This is a genomic window from Planctopirus sp. SH287, assembly GCF_056500625.1.
The window spans coordinates 137487-161996 of sequence record NZ_CM151403.1; the positions used below are offsets into that span (position 1 = coordinate 137487).

12 protein-coding genes are annotated in these 24510 nt (G+C 54.8%); 5 read left to right on the forward strand and 7 right to left on the reverse strand.

Annotated elements, in window-relative coordinates; all coding sequences use genetic code 11:
- Positions 1-7 precede the first annotated feature (7 nt).
- Both ilvD and SH287x_RS00520 read right to left on the reverse strand, forming a co-directional pair.
- On the reverse strand, positions 8-1681 hold the full coding sequence (gene ilvD, locus SH287x_RS00515; protein ID WP_479516452.1) for a dihydroxy-acid dehydratase: 1674 nt from the start codon (positions 1679-1681) through the stop codon (positions 8-10).
- A gap of 60 nt (positions 1682-1741) precedes the next feature.
- Positions 1742-2029 carry a putative quinol monooxygenase gene (locus tag SH287x_RS00520; RefSeq protein WP_479516453.1) on the reverse strand — a complete coding sequence of 96 codons (288 nt, stop codon included), beginning with the start codon at positions 2027-2029 and terminating at the stop codon, positions 1742-1744.
- 589 nt (positions 2030-2618) lie between these two features.
- Here SH287x_RS00520 and SH287x_RS00525 point away from each other — a divergent pair.
- Positions 2619-4628: a sigma 54-interacting transcriptional regulator gene (locus SH287x_RS00525; RefSeq protein ID WP_479516455.1), complete on the forward strand. Its 2010-nt coding sequence runs from the start codon at positions 2619-2621 to the stop codon at positions 4626-4628.
- Between the two features lie 112 nt (positions 4629-4740).
- Here SH287x_RS00525 and SH287x_RS00530 read toward each other — a convergent pair whose 3' ends face one another.
- Positions 4741-6129 (reverse strand): RtcB family protein, encoded by a 1389-nt coding sequence (locus tag SH287x_RS00530; RefSeq protein WP_479516456.1) that lies wholly within the window; start codon positions 6127-6129, stop codon positions 4741-4743.
- A gap of 230 nt (positions 6130-6359) precedes the next feature.
- Here SH287x_RS00530 and uvrB point away from each other — a divergent pair, with 230 nt between their 5' ends.
- Positions 6360-8483 carry an excinuclease ABC subunit UvrB gene (gene uvrB / locus SH287x_RS00535; protein WP_479516457.1) on the forward strand — a complete coding sequence of 708 codons (2124 nt, stop codon included), beginning with the start codon at positions 6360-6362 and terminating at the stop codon, positions 8481-8483.
- Positions 8484-8604: 121 nt separating this feature from the next.
- On the opposite strand, the gene SH287x_RS00540 is transcribed toward uvrB, so the two are convergent.
- From SH287x_RS00540 to SH287x_RS00555, 4 genes are all read right to left on the reverse strand, one after another.
- Positions 8605-9045, reverse strand: coding sequence for a hypothetical protein (locus SH287x_RS00540; RefSeq protein WP_479516458.1), 441 nt, complete (start codon positions 9043-9045; stop codon positions 8605-8607).
- Between the two features lie 162 nt (positions 9046-9207).
- Positions 9208-10200 (reverse strand): DUF1559 domain-containing protein, encoded by a 993-nt coding sequence (locus SH287x_RS00545; protein WP_479516460.1) that lies wholly within the window; start codon positions 10198-10200, stop codon positions 9208-9210.
- 375 nt (positions 10201-10575) lie between these two features.
- On the reverse strand, positions 10576-12963 hold the full coding sequence (locus tag SH287x_RS00550) for a carboxylesterase family protein (RefSeq protein ID WP_479516461.1): 2388 nt from the start codon (positions 12961-12963) through the stop codon (positions 10576-10578).
- 92 nt (positions 12964-13055) lie between these two features.
- Complete coding sequence (locus tag SH287x_RS00555; RefSeq protein WP_479516462.1) at positions 13056-17969, reverse strand: outer membrane protein assembly factor BamB family protein; 4914 nt, start codon at positions 17967-17969, stop codon at positions 13056-13058.
- Between the two features lie 620 nt (positions 17970-18589).
- Between SH287x_RS00555 and leuS the strand changes: the two genes are divergently transcribed.
- The 3 genes from leuS to SH287x_RS00570 all read left to right on the forward strand — a co-directional run bounded on the left by leuS (position 18590) and on the right by SH287x_RS00570 (position 24393).
- Positions 18590-21418, forward strand: coding sequence for a leucine--tRNA ligase (leuS, locus tag SH287x_RS00560; RefSeq protein WP_479518750.1), 2829 nt, complete (start codon positions 18590-18592; stop codon positions 21416-21418).
- A gap of 645 nt (positions 21419-22063) precedes the next feature.
- On the forward strand, positions 22064-23161 hold the full coding sequence (locus tag SH287x_RS00565; RefSeq protein WP_479516463.1) for a tetratricopeptide repeat protein: 1098 nt from the start codon (positions 22064-22066) through the stop codon (positions 23159-23161).
- Between the two features lie 107 nt (positions 23162-23268).
- Complete coding sequence (locus SH287x_RS00570) at positions 23269-24393, forward strand: hypothetical protein (RefSeq protein WP_479516464.1); 1125 nt, start codon at positions 23269-23271, stop codon at positions 24391-24393.
- The last annotated feature ends 117 nt before the right edge of the window (positions 24394-24510 follow it).

Genomic DNA, 24510 nt, shown 5'->3' on the forward strand with positions numbered 1-24510 from the left:
AATCTAGCTATTCATCCGTCACGCAGCCTTCGCTCGCATTCTTGACATTCTTAATGTACTTGTACAGTGTGCCGCGAGTGGCGAGGTAGGGCGGGGCGACGAAGGCGGCTTTGCGGGCTTCGTAGTCTTCTGGAGTCCAGTTGACGTCGATGCTGTTTTTCTCGGCGTCGATGGTGATGATGTCGCCGTTCTTGACGAGGGCGATCGGGCCGCCTTCCTGGGCTTCTGGTGTGACGTGGCCGACAATGAAGCCGTGCGAACCGCCGCTGAAGCGTCCGTCTGTCAGCAATGCGACGTCGCTACCTAAGCCGGCACCCATAATGGCGGAGGTGGGGGTCAACATCTCGGGCAGGCCGGGGCCGCCCTTGGGGCCTTCATAGCGGATGATAATGACATCACCCTTCTGAATTTCGTTGTTTTCCAGCCCCTTGAGCATCGCTTCTTCCTGATCGTAGCAACGGGCCGGGCCTTTGAAGATCAGTCCTTCTTTGCCCGTGATTTTGGCCACAGCACCTTCAGGGGCGAAGTTGCCGCGCATGATGCGGATGTGGCCGGACTCCTTGATCGGGGTTTCAACAGGAACAATCACCCGCTGACCTTCTGCCAAGCCGGGGAGTGGTTCCAGATTCTCGGCGAGTGTCTTGCCTGTGACCGTTAAGCAGGAGCCATCGAGCAGACCTTTTTCCAGTAAATACTTAAGAACAGCCGGTGTGCCACCCACATGATGAAGGTCTTCCATCACGTATTTACCGCTTGGCTTCAAATCGGCGATAAAGGGAATGCGGTCAGAGACGGATTGGAAGTCGTCAATGGTCAAAGAAACGCCAATCGAACGGGCCATAGCAATCAGGTGAAGCACGGCATTGGTCGAACCGCCGGTCGCCATGACGGTTACCATGGCGTTCTCGAAGGCGGCTCGCGTCATGATGTCGGAAGGTTTGATATCTTTTTCGAGCAAAGTGCGAATGGCTTGCCCTGCTGCAAGGCATTCCCCGATTTTGAGAGGATCTTCCGCCGGGATTGATGAACTGTAAGGGAGCGACATGCCCAGTGCTTCAATGGCGCTAGCCATGGTGTTGGCGGTATACATTCCACCGCAAGCGCCGGCTCCCGGACAGGCGTGCTCAATGACTTCCTGCCGCTCTTCATCGCTGAGCTTGCCGGCGAGATATTCACCATAGACCTGGAACGCCGAGACAATATCCAGCTTGGGATGACGAGGTGTGCAACCCGCGCGGATGGTGCCGCCGTAGACCATCAGTGAGGGGCGGTTGAGGCGTGCCATGGCCATGACGCAACCGGGCATGTTCTTGTCGCAGCCGGGCAGCGAGATGTTGGCGTCATACCATTGGGCAGACATCACGGTTTCGATGCTGTCGGCAATGAGATCGCGGGATTGGAGGGAATACGACATGCCGTCGGTTCCCATGGAAATGCCATCTGAAACACCGATGGTGTTGAACCGCATGCCCACCAGACCGGCGGCAACGACGCCTTCCTTCACCTTGTCAGCCAGCTTATTGAGGTGCATGTTGCAGGGATTGCCGTCATACCACACGCTGGAAATACCGACCTGTGCCTTATCCATATCCTCACGGCTCATGCCTGTGGCATAGAGCATGGCTTGAGAGGCACCTTGCGAACGTGGCTGGGTGATACGTGAAGAGAACTTGTTGAGCATGGAAAGACCGTTAATCAAGCAGGTGAACGTTACAAAGGGAAAGTACGTGAGTTGCTAAATCTATTGGACAAGGTCGCTGGGATGAGGGACGCGGTCGACCTTCGGGAGCACCAGGGGAACATAAATCGTTGTGTAGGCTTCCGCCAGCCGATGAGCATCCAGAGCTGCCTGAGATTCCCAGTGCTCGTTGAGGATGAAAACCTTGGGGTCATTCTTCGACTGATAAACTTCAAATCGCAGGCAGCCGGGTTCGACTCGAGACAACTCTCCCTGCTTTTGTAGTAGCGGGCGAATTTCGGCTACATCGCCATCGTGACGCACTGTCAGCAGCACATTAATGTAAATCATGAGGTTGGCCCGTGACTGGGTCTGAGGTTATCACCGGGAGCCTGCCTGTGAACCGTCAAGCTCCTCCCGCGTAGGGAGAGGGAGTTCACAGAGAGATCCAGAGGACTTGTTTTTGCTTGAGATAGCGGTCTCAAATCATAGCGGCGTACGTTGATTTTTGCTGCTGGCTTTGCCGAATGCTTCTCATTTCAGAAGGTCGTTCGCCAGACGATGGAAACCGATCTGAAGTTCGCCAGTTTGGGGGGTTTTTCGCGGTTTTCCTTAATCGGGCGGTTGATACGACGACGTGATCCCTTCAAGATGGCCTGTTCGGTGCAGACGTCAAACTGACCGCCAGAAGCCGCGATGAAAAGTCAAAAAGTTGCTTGACCACAGTGTGGAAAATCGAAATGATACATCTGGCCGACGACAGACTGCCGCAAAAAAGGTGCAGTTGACGTCAAAAATGGTGCTTCAGCCATCGATTAAGAATCAAACGCACACCGCTTTGGAATTTTGAACGCGTGTTGGCTTCCCTGAAAACGGCTGGATTTGATCCCGTCTTCAGAGCCACTTTGAGTTTCGCAAAAACGTGGCGCAGGAATTTTTTATGCCCGCAGTCTGGTTTACTCGACAGCAACTCACTCATGTTCTTGACAGCCACGAGCTGGGACGGCTGGCGGTCTGGCAACAACAAGTGACCAGCCTTCTGCCGCGGACTTCGTCGCTGGAGTCGTTTGGTCGGGAATCAGCCTCTTTGCTCGCCAGTGAACTGGGAGCCAACGCGGTCGCCGTCTGGAAACGCTCGCCCGCCTGGAACCCGGTGTTTCAGTATGGGCGTCTCTCCACCGATGACTTGCCGCAAGACTTGATGATCGAGTCACTCGACCGTGATGCCGCGACGTTCCAGGCGATCACAACCGGGCCAGCCAGCGGCCAATCGATCATGATTGCCCCATTGCCACAGGGTCAGGAAAATCTGGCCAGTGGTGATGCCGTCCTGGTGATCTCGGGGAAAGGGTTCTCGGAAAAGCAGTTGTCGCTCATTATGTTTGCGGCTCAGGTTTTTCGCACCACCATTCACCTTTGCCAGCAATCGCTTAATGGAACTCATCGTACAGAGAAACTGCGGGCGACACTCAAACTGGCCGCCACGCTCGCTTCCGAGCAAGAGACAGAGCGGCTATTGACCCGAATTGCCGAAGAAGCCACACGGTTGCTCGATTGCGACCGTGCCAGCATTTTTATCTGGGATAAAGAGCATCACGAGGTGATTGCATGCCCGGCTTTAGGTGTTGAAGGGAGTTCACTTCGGTTGTCCGACAAAGTGGGCGTCGTGGGTGAAGTCATCGCTTCGGGCCAATTGATTCGCGTGGATGATGCCTACGCTGACCCACGGTTTCATCGGAAAGTTGACGCTGCCAGTGGGTACAAAACGCTCAATCTGCTTTGCGGCCCGCTGCGTGATCTCGATCAGCGGGTGATTGGAGCTTTTGAGGTCATCAACCACAAAAGCGGCCCCTTTAGCCTGGAAGACGAGACCACGCTGCTCGATCTGAGCCTCCAAATTGCTGCCGCTTTGCAAAACACCCGGGAGCGGGAATCGCTCGTCGTATCCAATCGCCAACTCACCGAGCAAGTCTCTCGAGGTGTAAACATTATTGGCGAAAGTCCGGCGATTGTGGCCATGCGCAGCACAATCCGTCGGCTGGCTACGACAGATCTTCCTGTCTTGATTCTGGGGGAAAGTGGCACTGGGAAAGAAGTCGTGGCGTCCTCGCTCCATTATCAGGGATCGCGGGCCGACCGACCATTTATTGCCGTCAACTGTGCGGCTTTAACTGAAACACTTCTCGAAAGTGAACTATTTGGCCATGAACGAGGGTCGTTTACCGATGCTCACGAAATGCGCCGGGGTAAGTTTGAACTGGCCGAAGGAGGCACCATCTTTCTGGATGAAATCGGCGACATGAGTGCTGGTGGTCAGGCCAAACTCTTGCGCGTCCTTGAGCAGAAAGTCATCACGCGTGTGGGCGGTTCGCAGACGATCCCTATTAATGCCCGTGTGATTGCCGCCACCAATGCTCGATTGGCGGAAGCTGTCAGAGCCAAGAAGTTCCGGGAAGACCTCTACTTCCGTCTTAATGTCGTCACATTAGATATCCCACCATTGCGGGAACGGTCGGATGATGTCATTCCGTTGGCAGAGTATTTCCTCCAACAGTTTGCGACTCAAGCACGACGGGGACGCATGCACCTTTCGTCAGAAGCCAAGCGCCGACTGCAATCACATGCCTGGCCGGGGAACGTGCGTGAACTCCGCAATCTGATGGAACGCGTGGCGTTTTTAGCCCCGGCAGAACGCATCGAAGTGGAAGACCTGGCCTTCATTCTCAGTCCGGATCGCGATAGCTTTCATGAGCCATCGCTGGATATGGGATTGAGCGAAGCCACCAACTCGTTCCAGCAGGAATATATCCGCCGAGCCATCAAACGCGTACGTAACAACATGAGCGAAGCCGCCCGCCTGCTGGGACTTCACCGCTCCAACCTCTACCGAAAAATGCGGCAACTGGGAATGGCAGAGGCCGGAGAAGGGGACGAAGAGGGTGATGAGTAATACGTTATTAAAAACTTGATGATTGATATTTAGTAGATCATCGGGACGCTGGCAGCATGCAAATGCACCTGATGCGATTAACCTCAACGACATGCGCAGAGCATGTTTGCCGTTAATCTTCGGCTTTACCGTCATCACTCATCTTGACGATCCGGGGATCGAAGCGAGCCACCGTTTCTACCAGATCCGCCTGGGCTGCCATCACGTCAAGAATGTTCTTGTAAACGCCGGGAACTTCATCCGAACCTGCCGAAAGCACGCGAATTCCTTTCGCTTCCAACTCTTTGCGGGTCTTGGAAAAGTTGAACTGCTCCCGCGCCTTCGTGCGGCTCATCGCGCGGCCTGCTCCATGAGATGCTGACTGATAGCTCTCGGGAACTCCCTTGCCGCGAACAACAAATGCCGGGTCGGCCATTGATCCGGGGATCACACCGAGAACCCCCTGCCCAGCGGGCGTGGCTCCCTTGCGATGAACGATCAGCTCTTTCCCGAAATGGATTTCCTTCCAGGCAAAATTGTGGTGATTCTCCACTCCTGAAATGATTTGTGAGCCTAGTTTTTTACTGACCAGACGGTGGATGACGTCATGATTTGCAGCCGCAAAATCACCCATCAGATTCATGGCCGCCCAGTATTCCTGTCCCGCTTCACTATCCAGGCTGAGCCAGGCTAACCGGCCAAAGTCTTCGCAGCCTCGCGGCAAACGTGATTGAGCCATCCGGCTGTAAGTATCACAAACGGCAGCTCCTGGCCCCCGGCTTCCGCTATGGCTTAACAGCGCCGTATACGTGCCGGCATCTAATCCCAACTCTTCATCACGGGTCTCCAGCGTCAAGACCCCGAATTCCACAAAATGGTTTCCAGAACCTGACGTTCCCAGTTGTTTGCGTGCTTTGTCTTTATGCTCACGGGTAATGCGAGTAATGTTCCAATCCGCATCGAGGACGGCATGATCCTGTGGTGTCTGATGCACAGACCCGATCCCGAATCGCGTACCGGCTTCAATCGCATGTCGAAAGCGATCAAAGTGAGTCGTCATGCTTTCGGGCGGAACATCCAGCACCGAAAGTTTCATGCGACAGGCGATATCCACACCCACGGCATAGGGGGCGACGGCGTTCTCCAAAGCCAGCACACCACCAATAGGTAAGCCATATCCAATATGAGCGTCGGGCATCAGGGCGGCCCCATGAGCCATGGGCAACAGGCAGGCCACACGCATCTGAGCATGAGCACCAGGGTCGATATCCTCTCCCCATGTCCGGTATTCTGCGGGCACCTCCCGCTTGGGAGAGACCGGGTCTTCAATCAATAGACGCGCCAACGCCCCGCAGCTTTCATGCTCGGTATAGCTGGCGGGGTTGGCTAGCAGATCGACCAGCAACTGCTTGACGTTGACATCCCGCCCATTTTCACCGGCTTTTATCTGTTGAATCGCCTGAATGGCGGGGACAATGGCATGGTCGGGAAGCCCAATTTTTCGTAGCTGGCTGGTGTTCATAATCTTTCCGGCCCTGAATTTCGTTTTCGCCAATTCATTTTCACTGTGGTGGTTTTCACTGTGGTGGTGACGGCGATGGACAGTGGACAAAAGAAACGGGTTCGCGCAAAGAGGAATCTCTCCTGATCAGAGACGGCACAAAAGGACTCTGGCGACTGCTTAAACGAAAGTCGAGTGCGATTTTTCTGAAGCGTAGGGTACAATCCTCCTATTCCCATGGAGCTTCAGGCATGTCACAGTTTCAGATCGATTCCCGCTTTCAACCAGCCGGTGATCAGCCCAAGGCGATCCAGGCGCTCGTTAAAGGGCTTCAGAACGAACGCAAGAACCAGACACTCCTGGGGGTGACCGGCTCGGGCAAGACGTTCACCATGGCGAACGTCATTCAACAATTGCAGCGGCCCGCCCTGATCCTCTCCCACAATAAGACTCTGGCGGCACAGCTTTACGCCGAATTCAAAGAGTTCTTCCCCAACAATGCCGTGACCTATTTCGTTAGTTATTACGATTACTATCAGCCGGAAGCCTATATTCCCCAACGTGATATTTACATCGAAAAAGACTCTTCGATCAATGAGGAAATTGATCGTCTCCGATTACTTGCCACCAGTGCGCTGGTCAGCCGGCGAGATGTGATTGTGGTCGCTTCGGTCAGTTGTATCTATGGATTGGGTTCGCCGAAAGACTATCTGGAAATGATGATCCCACTCCGCAAGGGGGAGTCGATCGACCGCGATGAATTGCTGCGTAAACTTTGTGATATCCAATACACCCGGAACGATTACGCTCCTGAGCGGGCGAATTTTCGGGTGCGAGGCGATGTCATCGACGTCTGGCCGGCCTATGAAGAATTCGCCTATCGAATTGAACTCTGGGGAGATGAGATTGAGAAGCTTTCTATCATTGACCCCGTGACCAGTGATGAAGTCCGCTCGCTGGAGGAAATCTATCTTTATCCGGCCAAGCACTATGTATTGCCGGAAGAACGGATCTCCGGCGCTGTCGGGGAAATTGAAAAAGAATTAGCCGAACAGTTGGAAACGTTCAAAAAGGAAGGCAAACTGCTCGAAGCCCAGCGGCTCAATGCCCGTACGCGTCATGACCTGGAACTGCTGCGCGAAGTGGGCTTCTGCCCGGGGATCGAGAACTACAGTCGGGCGCTGTCAGGTCGGCCGCCCGGTGAGCCGCCCTATACGCTGCTGGATTTCTTTCCCAACGATTTCCTGACATTCATTGACGAATCGCACGTCACGATTCCGCAGATCCGGGCCATGTTCAACGGGGATCATGCGAGAAAAACCACGCTGGTTGACCATGGGTTTCGCCTGCCGATGGCACTGGATAACAGGCCATTGAAATTTGACGAGTGGGAATCCCGCCGTCAGCAGACGGTCTTCGTTTCAGCCACTCCTGCTGACTGGGAGCTTCAGCAGTCGCAGGGGGAAGTTGTGGAGCAGGTGATTCGTCCTACTGGCCTCCTTGACCCGGTCATTCATCTTCATCCTTCACGGGGCCAGGTACAGCATTTGATCGGGTTGATCAAGGAGCGCGCTCAAAAAGGAGAGCGTATTCTCATTACGGCATTGACCAAGAAACTCTCGGAAGATCTGGCCGCTTACTTGCGAGAAGAAGGCTTGCGATGCGCCTGGCTGCATAGTGAACTCGACGCTTTTGAACGTGTCGAAATTCTGCGGGAACTGCGGGAAGGGAAGTATGATGCTCTGGTGGGCGTGAACCTTTTGCGAGAAGGATTAGATCTCCCGGAAGTCTCGCTCGTGGCGATTCTCGACGCCGACAAGGAGGGCTTCCTGCGAAGTGAGACGTCACTGATTCAGACCATCGGGCGCTCGGCTCGAAACGTGAACGCTGAAGTTTATCTCTATGCGGACAGCGTGACGAACAGTATGCAGCGGGCGATTGATGAGACAAATCGCCGCCGTAAGCTGCAGATGGAATACAACAAAAAACATGGGATTACCCCCGAGACGATCCGCAAATCGATCCGACGAGGGATTGAAGAAGACGCCGAGGCCAACAAGATTGTGCAGCAGGCCAGTGGCAAATCGACAGAAGTCGAATATGTCACCTTGGAATACCTCTCAGAGCTTGAGGCGGAAATGCTGAAAGCCGCTGAAGCCCTTGACTTTGAACGAGCGGCTCAGTTACGTGACCGGATTCTGCAACTGAAAAAGCAGGTCGGCCAAGCCGTCCCTTCGGATGAAGACCTGAGCACTCAGCGCGATCGCCAGCCCAAGAATCGCAGCCGTAAAAAGAGTCGCAGTGATCAAGCTCGCGGGGAAGGTCAACCCACCACGCGAGGAAGGATTCCTAAGCCGAAGAAGTTTGGTCAATGATCAGAGAGAGTTCTCAATCAAGCTGTGACACCGGAGGATTAAGCGGTGAGGTGGAGGAGATGACTGCATACCTCTTACCGTTTTCGGTATGCAGATCATTTAGTCTGCGAGTCGTTTCCCATTAATCCAGTTCAAAGTTCACGGTGTTCTCACCCGGCTTGATATCCTCCGAGAGTGTGGAAGCAATATTGTATTTTTCAGGCAGGAATTGAACTTCTTCTTTGGTGATGGAACTCTCCACTTGTGTCGTTTTGCCAGTTTCCCGGTAGGCGGTAATTTCGACCCGGTTTTTACCAACAGTCGCTCCTCGCTCGCTGGGAATGCTGTAATTCCCTTGACTGATATTGGCAAAGGCCAATTTCCCGGCGACTTGTCCGTCAATGACTTTTGTGTCAGGGATAAAGCGAATGATTCCTTTTTCCAGTGGCTTCCCTTTATAGGTGATCGTGCCTTTAACGGGGGCCAGATCGAACGAAAGTCCTCCAGATCCACAGCCCGTGCACAGAAGGCTCAGGCCGATAAAAGAGAGTCCATAAATCGAATTGACGAGCGATGACTTCATAGCGGTTGACTCAATATCTATTTAATTTGCAGGCGCGAATGCGATTGCCAGCTTGTGGCTAATAATTGTTCCACACCGTAAAAATTGCTCAGTGGCCCAGTCGTGAGTCAACCCACTGCTGGCAAGTCAGCAGTGGGTATCAGGTTTCGTCACCGCGAGGAATTAGAATTCACCGAGGACGTTGCCATCGGCTTTATCTCCCAGATTTCTCCAGGTGGTCAGATGGATGTTTTCGGAGACAAACCGAATCGCTCCGTCAGCCATCAGCACATGCACGCCACCGGTATGCTGGCTTTGCGCGTCGGCATTGTAGATCGCGAGAGATCTGGAGCAGGCATTGATTGTCCGCAACCCATTGGGTGGAAAATTTGTGGTGAAGGCATAGTTGGCTCCTCGGTCGCCATACATTGCAAACCACGCAGCACCTCGAGTGTTTGCAGATTCTGAGTGGGTGCTGCTGGTGAAAATCGCATTATCAGAGCACGTTTCCACCATGGTTGTATCGTAGGTCTGGCTCCCTTCAAAACGCTTCCCAACGAGGCATTCAGAGATGATCATGGTGTTCGATGTTCCATCAGTGATGTCTCGAAAGTTCGTCTTGCTATTACCATAGATCACGGATCTCCCGTTGTTCGTTCCCGTTCCACCGCCGCCCCAAACAGCTTGATTACTAGCGCTTCCAGAGCAGATTACATAGTTGGTAGGGCCATGATTAGCGCTAGGGGCTACTCCTGGATCACTGGGACAGCGAAAGACTGGTAGAGGAACACGAGAAACTGGGGTGTTGACAGAATCTCGCATAGGAGTCTTCACATTAAAACGAATATTATTGAATAAAGGAGCTTGATCAATGTAGGGGAGAACGCGTGCGCCCCAGCCGACTCCTGACCAATCCCACCACTCAGCAGGCAGGCTAGTCATATAGGTGACGCCCATGGGGAAGGCGCTGTGGGTGTCGTGGTAGTTGTGGAGTGCCAGACCGAACTGCTTCAGGTTGTTCTTGCACTGGCTGCGGCGTGCTGCCTCACGGGCCTGCTGCACTGCGGGCAAAAGCAGGGCAATCAAAATGGCAATGATCGCAATCACCACCAGAAGCTCAATCAGCGTAAAGCCTTTTGATGAAGTGCTTTGCGACGAACCAACTGGATTTACCATTCTGCTGGCTTCCAAGGGCTTGCGTAAGCCGGGAACGTGTGCCATGAGAAACTCCCATCATGCCGAAAATAAAAATATGGAGTAAACGCAACAACACATTCTTATGTCGGCAAGCATTGCATGTCAAGTAGTTCACGTGGACGGAATGGCACAATCGCCTGTTTATGAATTCAACCGTAAGGTGCCTGCCAACGGTGATTTATGGCGTTTTTTGATGCGACATCAACCTGTAGACAATGCCGCCACACGGCGCTCGTGGAGCTTCAATTCGGATTTTGACAGGTGAAGCAACGAGTTGTGAGCAGGCCAACGAGCCTGCGGACGGCTTTAACAACATGGCTTTAATAACACTGTCAGGACAGGGTGGTCGTACCACTAAAACTCAAACATCACGTCGACCAACCGGGAGCGATCGCCGGTTTGACGGAGTTCTTCCAGAAGATCGCGAATATCCGGAACCAGAAAATCCCGGAACTTACGGCTGCCATTGACCGTGATGCTGACCCGTTCTTCCAGATTGAATGGCTCGGTCGTCAGACGAACGACATGCCGCCTTCCCGGTGATGTGAGATAGACACTGTTACTCGGCGTGATGCGGAATTTCACGACCTGTGGCGAAGGGGGAGCCGCCCCTTGAGGATTGGGAAGCACAATGGTTCTGGGGAGATCAAGCACTGACACGCCATATGATCGTGTGTCTGTGCGCCTCAGTGAAAACCATTCCAGATCCCTCGGTGCAGCCGCCCGTTGGTGCAGTGACATCCACTCAAAGATCCGGGGGAGTTCTTCCGAGTACATTTCCATGCCACGGCCATTGACCTGAACGACCATGATGTCGTGCCGGATCCCGTGTTTAAAAAGATATTCCAGAACAAAGGCGTTCTCGCTCATCAAGTCGCGGTCAAGTTCCCCCATGACTACATACCAGTGGGTGAACTGCGCGTTTCCCTTACTGTATCGCGGATAAGTATCGGCTCGTCCGCAGATGGGAATCACGCCGGCGAATTCATCAGGGTGCGACATGCCAATGTCATAAGCGGCGTCTCCTCCCATGCCGTGCCCAGCCAGAAAGACACGGTCAGCATCAATGGAAAATCGGCCGCGCGCATCAGAGAGCGACGCCAGCACACGCAGATGAGCGGCACCTTCGCCGTTATATTTCACGGCTTCTGGTTCGACATAATCCGGTGCAATCACGAGATAGCCATGCCGCCTTGTGGCACCGGGGCGATCGGCGGTTCCTGCCCACCAGGTGGCAATCTCGGCAGTCGAACGACCTTCAGGCCGCAAGGCGATGATGGCGGGATATTGATGAGCCGGGTCATACTCTGGTGGTAATATCACGGTGTAGCCAAAATCTGGTTCGCCTTTCCCATCAGGGAAGATGACATCGCGCATGTCGGGATCGGTTTGATCGCCTGCGAGTGGCAACTCTCCCAAAGCATGGAAAGGTGGTAACTGAGGGATCAATTGCCTGACGGCCTTCCCGCCCACTCCTTCCAAACGGAGCAGTTGAGTCAGAACGGCCTCGCGATCTGTGAGTTGCTCCTCTTTGAAAAACTGGCGAATGAGCTCCCGTGCTTCCCAGAGCGAGAGCGTTTTTGTCAGATCCGTCGACGCACCGATAGAACCGGAGACCCAGCCAGAATAGGCCAAAGACAGCTTCTCTTCCGGGCTGAGCGTGGCATCTTTCTCTGCACGCAGAAAAGGCTCCAGGCGAGGCAGCGTCTCGATGGAGAGTCCGTGAATGACTTCTGATCGAAGCGGTGCCAGGCGATCTCTCAGACTGCGATCCGCGACTTTTGCCTGAAGCTCGCCCAGAAAAAAAGCCGCCAGCTCCCTCTGTTCGCGCGCTTGATCGTACTGTTTGAGAAAGAGGTCGATCTCCCGCATCACGACCGGCCCCAACAGGTCAGCCGGGGCTTGCCTGGCCACGCTTTCCGCCAGTTGGTGTTGGCCCTGAGACTTGCGGGCTTTCAATGCCTGAACAAACTGCCGCCCGCTGACCTGCATCAGTTCCGTCCGCGTTCTTTCCAGTTGCTCGCGCATTTCGGGAAACTCAAGGGCCATGGCTTCCAGTTCGCTCTTCGCTTCCAGATAGAATTCCCCCTGAAGCAGAAAGCGGACAATGGCGAGGCGATCCTTTGGGTTTCGCGGGTTGGTCGCTTTTCGCAGTATTTCTTTCAGGGTTTCTGGTGGCAGGCTGGAGGTGGAGATTCCCGACTGCCACAGATGTGTCAGAGCGTCGACCGTGGCGTATTGTGGGGTCAGGCGAGTGATTCCCTGAATGACGTTTTGCGCTCCTCGAGAGGTGTTGATTTCCAGCCGGCGCCGGCCAAACTCATCAAAGGGAGTGACATTACTGAAGCCCCCGATCTGTGCCAAAGCCTGCTGGCGACCGGTCTTCAATTGTGTCAGTTCAAACACGACCCAGGGAAAGAGATCGGCCTGCCCCACCACTTTGTCGGCGTCAGGAATCTGCCGGATCGGTACAAAAATCTTCTGCCAGCCATTGTCGACCTGAATGATCGGATACGAAGGGATTGGCCCTGCATTCTTGGGCGACACTTGCATCAAGCTCTGCAAGGGAGTCGATTTCCCGGCCACAATCATCCCGTTTTTCAACCGGATTTCTGCTGCCCGGGCATGACTCCCAGACCCCAAAGCCATCAATCCGATAAATCCGCAGAGAATGGGCCACGACCAGCGAAGTAGCCGCGAGAAGCAGTGATTTTCTGGCCCGTGCCAGCTCCAGTTCAACATGTGGTGACCATCATGAAATCGGTATCAGGCAGGAGAAGATCTTCACTCTGACTGCTCAGAGGCAAGAATCAGCGAGAGGGGACACTTTCCCTTCAAGGGTTGGCAGCAGGACTTCCCGGACGAGGGCGACGACCAGGAGCGACCTCTGAGGTTTTTGAGGTTTGCGGAGTTTTTGGGGACACGGGAGTCTCTGCCGGCACGACGGCAGGGGCCTCTTCTTTCCCATCCCGGGCAAAATCAATCTCCAGCCCCCAGGCAAACAGATTCACCAGCAACCGTCGTTCGGCGGGTTGCGGAAGAATCATATAGCCACCCGTGGTCTGGGGTTCGACCGTGGCATAGAGAAGCTGGCCTGTCCGATGATCTACGACGGTGACCCGGAACTCACTTTTAATAAACATCCGGCCATCGGCGATCCTCGGGGGTTGATTGACCCTGGCACAGAATACCGTAATCGGCAGTTCGCTTAATTGAGAGAGATCCAGCGAGGTCTGCGGCACAGAAACCGTCCAGTTGACAGCGCCGCTGATCGCATTGATCCCATAAAACATCCCGTCAATTGGGATTGCTGAAGGTTCTGAACCTTGAATGCGCAGTCCATCAGACTGGTCAATCTCGCGGCTGGCAACGACAAGAAACTGGTCGCCCTTCCGACGAACAATCAAAATGCCATGAGAGAAACCTTCTTCCAGTTTGGCTGTCACCTGTTCTTTCTGGTTTCGTCGGTCAAAGACCTCGAACTGCCCGTCAGCCTGAAGAGTCGCCACCTGGGGATACCGACTGTCGGGTGAACTGATCGAGCCTGCAGTATCGCCATCGACTGAAGTAGCCGGTTCAACCATCGCGACCCGGGCTGCTGGAGGAAGCGGACGTTTCCAGCCGGCATCGGGTTGCCTCCAATCGGTGTAGACCAGTTGAGTCCCCGCCTCGTGGCGATGCACACTGATCACCTCGCTGCCCCGCTGCCAGACCCGTTCGACAGGAGAAGGGCACTCGGTTTCCTGCACAAGTTCCCCGCTGCGAGTTCGCAACATCAGGGCTTCATTCGAGGCGTTGCTGTAGACAGTGACCATCGCACGATCGACCGTTACTTCCGCCAGGCGGGGGAGGCTGCGGCGCGACCAGGCAATCTCCCCGGTGAGCAAATTGGCCGCGAACAGACGTGTCCCTACCTGATAGATGACCAGATCTTCAGCGACGCCATGCACCTGTCCGGAAGGCGTTCCCATGGAATCAAACGCCAGGGGAAATCGTCGCCCATTGGCGTTCATCACCATCCGCACTCCCATGGCACGCCCCGTGTTCAGCGGTGCCCCAGCGGGGGCCAGTCGGCGCTGCCACAAAACTTGTGGCCCCGCCGGATCGGAAAGAGTATCCACAACAGTGAAATGGCTACCCAGAGGAAAGACCAGCAAACTCCCTGAGGCGTAAATCTGGTTTCCCGAGGGATTCACTCCAAACAGGATGGGAGCGGGCATCAAGCCCTGGGGTTCCACATAGGCGGTGGGCATCTGCCAGCGGAGATTTCCAAGAGGATCTCGCGCCAGCAGATTTTGCATTCCCAGATCCAACTCAAATTGCCAGTTGGCCAGGAGAGGCGATCTCCCTCCGACCTGTTCAACGAGAAAACGTCGACCTGATCCGGGAGGCATCAGTTTACGCCGGGTTTCTGTGACGGGTTCATTCCAGAAGGCCGATTCTGCCTGGGCTTTCACAAAACGGGGGTCTGCTTTCAAAGCAACCAGCTCTTCGGCTCCTGTCATCTGATCCAGCGTATCGGGAGTGGTGGGGATGAGTGGGAACAGCTTAACCGCCAGGTCGGGTTTTCCCTGTCTGGTCAGTAACTCAATCCAGCGGGCCAGTGCCAGACCCCGCAAAGGATGCGTTTCATCGGCCACGATGTTCAGCAGGCAACGCTCTGCCCAAACGGGTTCTTCCGCGAGTTCTCGAGCATTCAGAATCGTTTTCAGCGGACTTTCCAAAGCCTTGGGACGAATGCCGAAAATCGCGAGCAGCTCAACCGTCTTTTCCAACTGCTGATCAGGGGAAAGCATTGAACTGGCCGTCAGTTCCTGAGCGATTTTCTCATTGACCCGCTTCCAGCCTTCATCGGCCTCTGGCCCTTTTAATCCGTTCAAACAGGTGTCAAACCCGCTTGCCAGAAAATGATCCAGGCGGCAGTTCCATTCACCAATCTCAATGATTTCTTTTTGATGATGACGCCCCAAGACCGTCCAGAGTTGTAATAAAGCCTCCAGACCTGCCGCATACTCCCTGCGTTCGATCAACCCGGAGGCGAGGCGCTGAAGATAGATTCCGCGTTGCGATGGAGTCAGTTCCAGTTGATCCAGTTCAGCACCAGCCCGGCGGAATTTCTCGAAATCCTGCTCATAGCTATCGAGAATCAACCCAATGAGCCATTGTTGATGCTGAGGGTTGCTGGTTTCTCGAACCGCATTTTTCAAATCGTCAAAACCGGCGTCAGTTGCTCCGCGAAAAAGTCGTAAAACACCTCGTAATGCCAGCCCTTCGCCTCGTGTTTCTGTGTGAGCCAGAAGTTCGGTGGAGCGTGCCTCCACGGTTCCCACATTTTGAAAGACCGTCACACCGTCGATCCCTTGCATCATCAAGCGGTCGCCCGCGCGGATCAGGTTGCCAATCGATCCTCGCTCGTCAATGTTAGCTCGCGCCAGTAAGCGACCCGTCGTTGCGTCAATGGCGACGATCTGCTGGCTTTCCACGGGAATATAGAGCACATCGCCCGCGATGATGGGCGTTCCCGCAGGCTGTTCAATCGGTGTGGGACGCCGCCAGACGGGCTGGCCATCTTTCAGCGAAAGAGCCACGACATCGGTGCGACGAACCACCAGCAGCTGATCCTGGAGATAACCCGCGACCGTCAAGGCGTCTTCACGCGGACGCTTCCAGAGGGCTTGCCCCGTTGCCAGATCCAGGCAGTGAAGCTCGTGGGAATCCCGTGGTGTGAGGATGACTTTGGATCCGACCACCATCGGTAAGCCTTCCACCCAGCGTGAGGTTTCTTCATCAACAATTGCGGAAGGGTCCTGTCCTGCCATCTGCACCATGATCATCGCCCGCTGATCCAGCGCCAGACTGGGGTTCGATGAAGGATAGCTATATGTCCACATTAACTGCTGGCGCAAAGGATCGACCGCCACGATCCGGCCTGCTCCTGTCGGGCAGATTAATGTCCCATCGACTTCTGTCGGTGACAGTCCAGCCACTGATCGAATGGTGCTTTGCGAAAGCTCTCGATCGGCACTGGCGAGTGACTGAATCCAGCGAACTTCAAAGGCTCGCCCCGGTGGACTTCCCGTGCTGGTCTCCGGGCGGCCTGGCTCTTGATTCGCCAGGGTATTTTCCAGCACGACCAGACGGATCTCGTTGCTTTGTTCATGGAGCGCATAGAGCAAGCCACGCAGCGGCAAAGGAGGGCCAAGGAAATAGCCGCCGGCCAAAGCATCGCGCGGAGTCAACTTCTGAGACATCCCTCGTCCGGCACCAGCTTTCGAAATCGCAGGCGTTTGAGGGTTTTTGTCATCAGGGACGTTGTTTTCTCCTGGAGCGAAAGGATCCTGAACACTGAACGCCGACGCTCCGGGACTGTTCTCACGGGAGCCAACTTCAGCAACCAGCCTCCCCGTCGCGACTTCATGAACCCGCAGCGTGTTCACACGGGAGTCGGTCAAAGTACTGAGCTGGATTCGCCCAAACTGATAAGGGTTGGAAGGGATCTGCAATCCGGTCGTGGAATAAACATACTTTCCATCCGTGGAGAGCGAACCCCAGGTCGCATCGCGATACATACGCTGCTGGAGAAACCCTGATAACTGGTATTCCATCGTCATACGCATGGCGGCGGACTCTTCGTCTTCCGCGGGGAGCGCCATGCCCCGCAGACTGACGAGCAGACTGGCGTCATGGTCGGCAGAAATCCACTGGATTGCTCCCGTCGTCAGATTCCAGGCCACCAGAGCATCCGGCAGGCGTGTTATCAGCGTATTGCCAGTCACGAGAGGCTGCGCTGAAGGAATTCGCAGTTTTTGTTCGTCTCGCAGGCGGTTGTCAATATGATCCATCATCAGCTGCCACTGAGTTTCCTCAGGACGACTTCGCGAGCCGGAACGATTGAGCAATGACGAGGAGAGCAGATGTCGCGTCGACCAGAGCGGTTCGCCCGCCAGTGTCGCTGCGATTGATGGCCCCATCCTGCGCGAGGAACCGCGCACCATGGCCCAGTCCGTTGGCGAAATTGGCGGCTGCGCTAACAATTGCTGAGAGGGAGTCGCCGGAGTGTCCTGGGTGCCGGGTTGCGTTATGTCTTGAATCAGGCGGCGATACAACGAAAGCCGGGGTTCCAAACGCTGGCCACGCTCCCCCTGTGGCAGCAGCGCCAGCCAGCGCGAAGCCTCCCAGGGCCTTCCCAGATCGATGGCCCGGCCAGCCAGCCAGAGGGCCGCGTTTTCACCCGCGACCGTTCCCGCGTATTGACGGGCCAAGGTGATTAACTGTGCGGTGTCATGATCCTTAAAAGCGGCTTCCACCTGAGGACGCGCCGCCGAGCCAAGCTGTAGCTCCAGTTGCTTCCTTCCCTTTTCCGGCAGCAGCAGCAACCGCTGGAGGGCTTCTTCTTGCAGGGATTTTGTTCCCTCACGATTCGCAAAGAAGTCTTCCTTCCGCTTGAGAATGTAAGCCAGACGGTCAATCGCGGGAGAGTAATCTTCCATCAACAGATTGATGTCGGCCTCTTCCAGAGCATTCGTCAATTCCCGTGGTGGAGGAATGGTTTGTGACGGCGCAAAAGCTTCAGCAGTCGTTGGTTGGAGCGGGTTAACTTTGAAGGGATTAGGCACTGGCCCCGGTTGAGCCTGAATCGCAGCGGTCTCGACAAAGAGGCATGTCATTCCCAGCCAGACGATGGACGTTCCTTTCACGAATCCCGTGAAGGTTGCTCGCCAGCTTTGTCTGATCCTGCTGCGATCCATCCGCGACTCCTCTTGACTCTCCGTGCCATCCTTACGCGTTGAGGAACTATTTTCTGAGGAAAATCTTTCCTGGAGAAGAGATGATTTTCAGCCTGAATGCCTCTTTTTCATCCTTTTCCTGCAAAACGTCCGGTTCCCCCAGAGATCTGTCATGTGGTCGCCCGCCCCACTGAGGCTTCACTCCTCTTAAGCTGAGGCTTCGTATTTCTTAAAAGCGACGACACGGATTCTCTTGAGATATCACCAGCATATCCGATGTGATTCCGTTGCGTCATGCTGTCTTTCTCTTCTCGCGAGCAACAAGGGCAAATTTTGTGCCTCTGAATCAAGAAGGGGGGATCGTCAAATGCCCAGACCTGAGGGCAATCCCGGCAAAAAAAGTGAGTTCAATCAACCTGGTGGTCTGCGGCTTTGGTTGAGCGTGTGGAAGGGCACTTTGTCGCTGTGAACCTTCAATCATTGTGCAGAAGCATGCTTCCCCCGCCGGTAGCGTGGCAGTGGCGCAGCGTAAGGCATAAACTTGCGAACCTCTGGAGTCGATCCATCATCTGTGGAATGGATTGATGTGTGGGCGCATGCTCACTGTGATGTTTCAGGTTCCCTTTGTTGTCTGGTTGAACATGCCCCGCTACGACGCCGCCCGCATCGAACCCAAATGGCAGGCCTATTGGGATGCTCACGCCACATTCCGCACGGAGATGGACACCTCCAAGCCGAAGTTGTATGTCCTCGACATGTTCCCCTATCCCTCGGGTGATGGACTGCATGTTGGCCACCCCGAAGGATATACGGCAACCGACATCACCTGCCGCTACGGCCGCATGCAAGGGAAAAACGTTCTTCATCCCATGGGTTGGGATGCCTTCGGCCTGCCCGCCGAGCAATATGCCGTCGAGACGGGGACGCATCCCCGCCTCACGACGGAAAAGAACATCGCCACGTTCAAGCGACAGCTCAAAAGTCTTGGTTTCAGCTATGACTGGGATCGTGAACTGGCCACGACTGACCCGGATTATGTCCGCTGGACACAGTGGATTTTCCTCCAGCTTTTCGACACCTGGTACGACCCGGGTTTCCAGTGGATGGGGCCGGAAGGTCTTCAGCGCACTGGTCGTGGCCGGTCAATCAGTGAACTTCCTATTCCTGCTGAAGTCACGGTTCAGGGAGAACAGGCTGTTCGTAAATATCAGGATCACCACCGTCTGGCTTACATCCATGAAGCCCCGGTCAACTGGTGCCCGGCTTTAGGAACCGTGCTGGCCAACGAAGAAGTAACCGCCGACGGCAAGAGCGATCGTGGCAACCATCCCGTTGAACGTCGGAACCTCAAGCAGTGGATGCTCCGTATCACGGCTTACGCCGAGCGTCTGATTGGCGAACTCGATCAGGTCAACTGGCCGGAATCGATCAAGTTGCTTCAGCGAAACTGGATTGGCCGCAGTGAAGGGGCGGAGGTTGATTTTCTGGTTGACGAAGGGGGTTCTACCCCGTCGATGATGGCCGACGACGAAATCGTTGCCGCTGCCACAAAGCTCCGGGTCTATACGACGCGGCCCGATACGCTCTATGGCGCGACCTATATGGTCATCGCGCCGGAGCATCCCCTTGTGGATCGGGTGACGACTGATCTTCGCGAGGCTGACGTAGCCGCTTATCGGCAGAAAACGGCTCTCAAGAGTGATCTCGACCGGACAGATCTTGCCAAGGAAAAGTCGGGCGTCTTCACTGGCGGCTACGCCATCAATCCCGTCAACGGTGAGAGGATCCCCATCTGGATCGCTGATTATGTGCTGATGAGTTACGGCACCGGCGCGATCATGGCTGTTCCCGCGCATGACGAGCGCGACCTTGAATTCGCCAGGCTGTTTGGGATTAACGTGATCCCAGTCGTTGCTCCTCCCGAGACACCGCAGGAAGGTCTCATTGGCTTTACCGGCGCGGGTTTGGCCGTGAATTCCGGGCCATACACGGGCCTCACGACAGAAGAAGTGAAGGCCAAGATCGTTGCTGATCTGGCTGCCAAGGGTGTTGCCAAAAAGGCGATCAACTACCGCCTGCGCGATTGGCTTTTCAGCCGCCAGCGCTATTGGGGCGAGCCATTTCCCATCTGGCACGAACTGGATGAACAGGGTGAGCCAACCGGAATGGTGCGCGCCGTCAGCGCGAGCGAACTTCCCGTCAAACTTCCTGAAATGGAAGACTTTAAGCCGACCGGCACGCCCGAGCCGCTTCTCTCGAAGGCACCGGCGGAGTGGCTTTACGCCACTGCATCGGACGGCACCAAGCTCAAGCGGGAAACCAACAGCATGCCCCAATGGGCCGGCAGCTGCTGGTACTACCTCCGCTTCTGTGACAACAAAAACCATGAGCAGTTCATTGATCCGGAGAAGGAGAAATACTGGCTCCCGGTGGATCTTTACATCGGTGGTGCCGAGCACGCGGTGCTCCACCTGCTCTACTCGCGATTCTGGCATAAGGTGCTCTTTGATCGCGGCCACGTGACCCATGCCGAGCCATTCCACCGGTTGGTGAACCAGGGAATGATTCTTGGTGAAATGGAGTTTGTCGGGTTCAAGAACGCGGCGGGCGAGTTCGTCACCGCGAAGGGGGTTGATGTCGGTCGTTTAGTGGATGCTCTGGGGGCTGTCGTCACACCCGTGAAACTTACGGCGGAAGATGTCGAGAAGCAGGGCGATGTCTTTGTGCTCAAGATAGATTCTCAGATTGCGGTGGATGCGCGGTCATTCAAGATGTCGAAATCGCGAAAGAACGTCATCAACCCTGATCAGGTGGTCTCACAGTATGGGGCGGATGCTCTGCGTATGTATGAGATGTTCATGGGGCCGCTTGAGGCGACCAAGCCCTGGAGCATGTCGGGCGTGGAAGGGGTCTACCGCTTTTTGGGACGCGTCTGGCGGCTCATCACCGAGGATCAGGCTGATGACATTTGCCTCAATCCCAAGGTGCAGGATGTCGAGCCGACAGCAGAGCAGGCCCGTGTCCTTCACAAGACGATCAAAGCCGTGACGGACGACCTCGACCGGCTGTCGTTCAACACCGCCATCAGTCGCATGATGGAATTTGTCAACGAGTTCACATCTGCGGAAGTACGGCCTAAATCAGCCATGGAATCCTTCGTGCTCCTCATCTCGCCATTGGCCCCGCACATCGCCGAAGAACTCTGGGAACTCCTCGGCCATCAAGAATCGCTCGCTTACGAAGCATGGCCGAAGTTTGATGAGTCGCTCCTTGAGGAATCAACCATCGAGATTCCCGTGCAGGTCAATGGGAAGGTGCGAGCGAAGATTGTCGTCCCCAAGGAAGCCACGGCGGAAGCGGTTGAAGCCCAAGCGGCCAATGATCCCAACGTCACCAGCCACCTTGAAGGGAAGACGATCGTTAAGAGGGTCTATGTCCCCGGCCGCATGATGAATTTTGTGGTGAAGTAAAGTGCTGGCAGGAGGCTCTCTGTAGACGACAGATTGGCAGAGAGCACCCTGCATGAAGGGAATCGCAAGTTTATCACTCTATTGACTGGCGGCTGGCGAGATTGTCAGTAAGCCCCAGTTTTGTCTTTCCAGAATCTGCGGCTTTGTCACCAGGTAGACTGTGTAGAGTGAATCCGCGGCGATTTAACGAAATGGACACAGGGAGTGAGGTGAAGAGCATGAGGTGCCAATCCCAATCGTATTTCTAACAATCATTGGGCGCCACCACCCAACGCCCACATTTCATGGGTAAGTCCATCCGCAGGATCGTTGGCCTTCACAACTCTTTGCTTAACCTGTCAAATCAGAATTGAAGCTCCAGTAGTCTTGCTAAATCAGGGGTTGCCTGTCCATGGGTAGACGTTATGGAATTTGTGACAATGGGGAGGGCTTCTGTTCTGTGACCATTACATGGCCAGAGTGAACGGCATTGGTGTCTTCCGCTTCGCCTGATGGCATCCTGTTTGAGATGATGTCTTTAGGCTTTAAAACTTAATTCAAAACCATGAGCATGGCGCTGTTTCAGGAACTAATTGTACACAAGCGAGCACTTCTGCCAGGCAATGTGATTCAATTCGATAATCAAGTCATCCGGAGCTCAACGCCATGAACAAGAAGTCACAAGCGTTGCCGTTTCGTTTCACCGTGCTCGTTTTCGTGTCTGGCTTCGCGATGGGGGCCGTCATCAATGGCTGGTTATTCTCAACCGGTGTCAATCCGACGATGCAGGCACCCGGCGGCAATCCATCAATCGGTCAGTCACCATGGGAGGCCGCGTCCACTTCTCAATCAAATTCTGTGATTGGTGGGGGTGCCAATGCATCAGGGGAGTTACCTCGAAGTATGACCACTCCCCCGTCAATTCCCACACCAGTTCCCACCGTGCAGGTGACTTCCAGGGCTGTTCGCAGGTTGCTGGGGGAAGGGGCGCGTGGGGATTGGGCGGCTGTTCCTCTGCTAGGGCAGGAGGTACTGGAGCAGGATCCTGATGATCCCTATCGGGCCTGGCTGGTGAAGCAGTCGGTCTGCTCGCTGGCGGTCAACCGGGACGAACCTCTGGAAACGATACTGCCATTGGCCGAAGAGGCCGTCACTGCCCTTTATCAGATACAGGCACAAATGCTGATCCTGGAGATGCAACTGCAGTTCGAGAAAGGGTTCGCGCTTTCCAACGCAGGCCTTAAAGAAGAGGCGATGAAAGCGTTTGAGGAAGCCTTACGGTTGGAGACTCGCCGTTATGCGCTGGCCGGGAAAGTACCGCGTGACCCGCTAGAGGATCGGATCACGACTCTGGGTTGGGAAGCCACCCGTTACTTGGTCAATGCCGCAAGTATGGAGGAGCACCGCGAGCGAGGGACGGCGATTGATCCGATGCGATACGATGCATTGGTAAGGCAAGGTTACGCTGGCTTTACCAACCTCGAGAAAGGAATCAAAGTCGTGCGAATCAGTTCGCAACTTAAAATGACTGAAGTGAAAAAATGGTTGCAGGTCATGCTGAAATCGCCCGAATGGTTACGTGAGGGGGATCGGGAGCCACTGGAGGAGTCGTTGGCTATTGTGGAGAGATTGCTGAAGGATTGGCCCCAGCCGAACATGGATCATCTCCGCAATCTGCCGCCGCGTCATTCTTATCCCAATATCAACCTTCCTGGCCCACCGGAACTGCCACCTCGCAAAATCAACGTTCCTGAAAAGAAGTGAGGCGACAGAAACTGTTATCAAATTGGCGTGCAGATATTGCCTTCCCTTCTTATCAGCATTCCGAATGGCCGGGTTCATCGCATTCTTGTGGAACGGAGTCGCATGTCATGAAGAAGCCGCCAGCCAGAAGTTTTGCTACCAGTATTTTCTCCGTGTTGATTTCCCCGGCACTGATTTTCCCGGTGTTGCTGATGGGGATTGGGGTCGCTGGTTGGCGGAACCTTCTTGCCGCTTCTCCGAACCCAGAGCCAGGGTTGCCGCTCGTCGCTTTACAGCATCCGGTTGCCACACCGATAGTTTCAGCTGTTCCTTCCTCGGATTCATCCCAAACTCCTGTTTATGCCAACTCAGAGGAAAGCAAGTGTTGGCAAGAGTTCACTCAACGTTTTCATCGATGGAAAATGAGTGGCAGATCGATTGCTGAGATGGAGGAGTTCGTCCGCCTCAACGAGCTTGTCCTGGGGGATAATCTCCCTAAAAAAATTCACCTTTATGAATTGGCAGGAGACTATTTTAAGTTCTTGGCTCTGGATTACGACACGGCGATCAAGTGGTATTCCAAGGCGGAAACACATGCCCTGGAGTTAAGGGGAATTTCCTTTGGGCTTCATCAGCGGTATCTGAACCGTCAGGCTCGCATGTATCGAGAGAAGCTCGAGCATGGACGAGCCTGTGAACTGTACTGGGAATCTCTGGCCCTTGACCGAAAGCCGTTGCTGTATTTCATCGGCGAACCTCGTACCCGGACATGGAGTGGTGACTTCCGGCGGGAATGGTATGAAGCCAACAGTGGCTGGTTGCAGGCAGCGACGAAAATGGAATGGGTGAATAGAAGTGTTCCCGAGTTCGCATTTGGAGATTCACTGTACCGAGGGTGGCGTGACGAGGATGTGAAGGATTGCTTGCCTGTCGATCCGGAAGCGGACGCGATCAAGGCACAAACCATTCTCGAACTGCAATTGACTGCGACGAAAGATGGGGTCAGTTCAGAAGACTCAGAAATCCTGTTGAAAGCCGCTCAAATCATCGACACTTATCAACGAAATCAGGCGATTAAATTTCGGGATCAAACGCTGGCGACTGCGTCAGCATTGCGTGCGCAGAACAAGCCAATCCTGCCAACCCCTATTAGCAATCCCCTCCGCAAATACACCCGCCCCTCGATGGCAGAACTGTTTAAGAAGTCTCCGCCCCCTTCACCGATGCCGTCCCAGTCAGCACCCGCTCCATGAACACGGCTCTCCTTCAGATGTCTACCGGGTGTGCACATTCGTGCCATGCTTGTGGCTCTGAGGAGCAAGTCGCTCTGTCGGCATATTAAGGATCAGTATCAAACGTAGTGCCGTGTC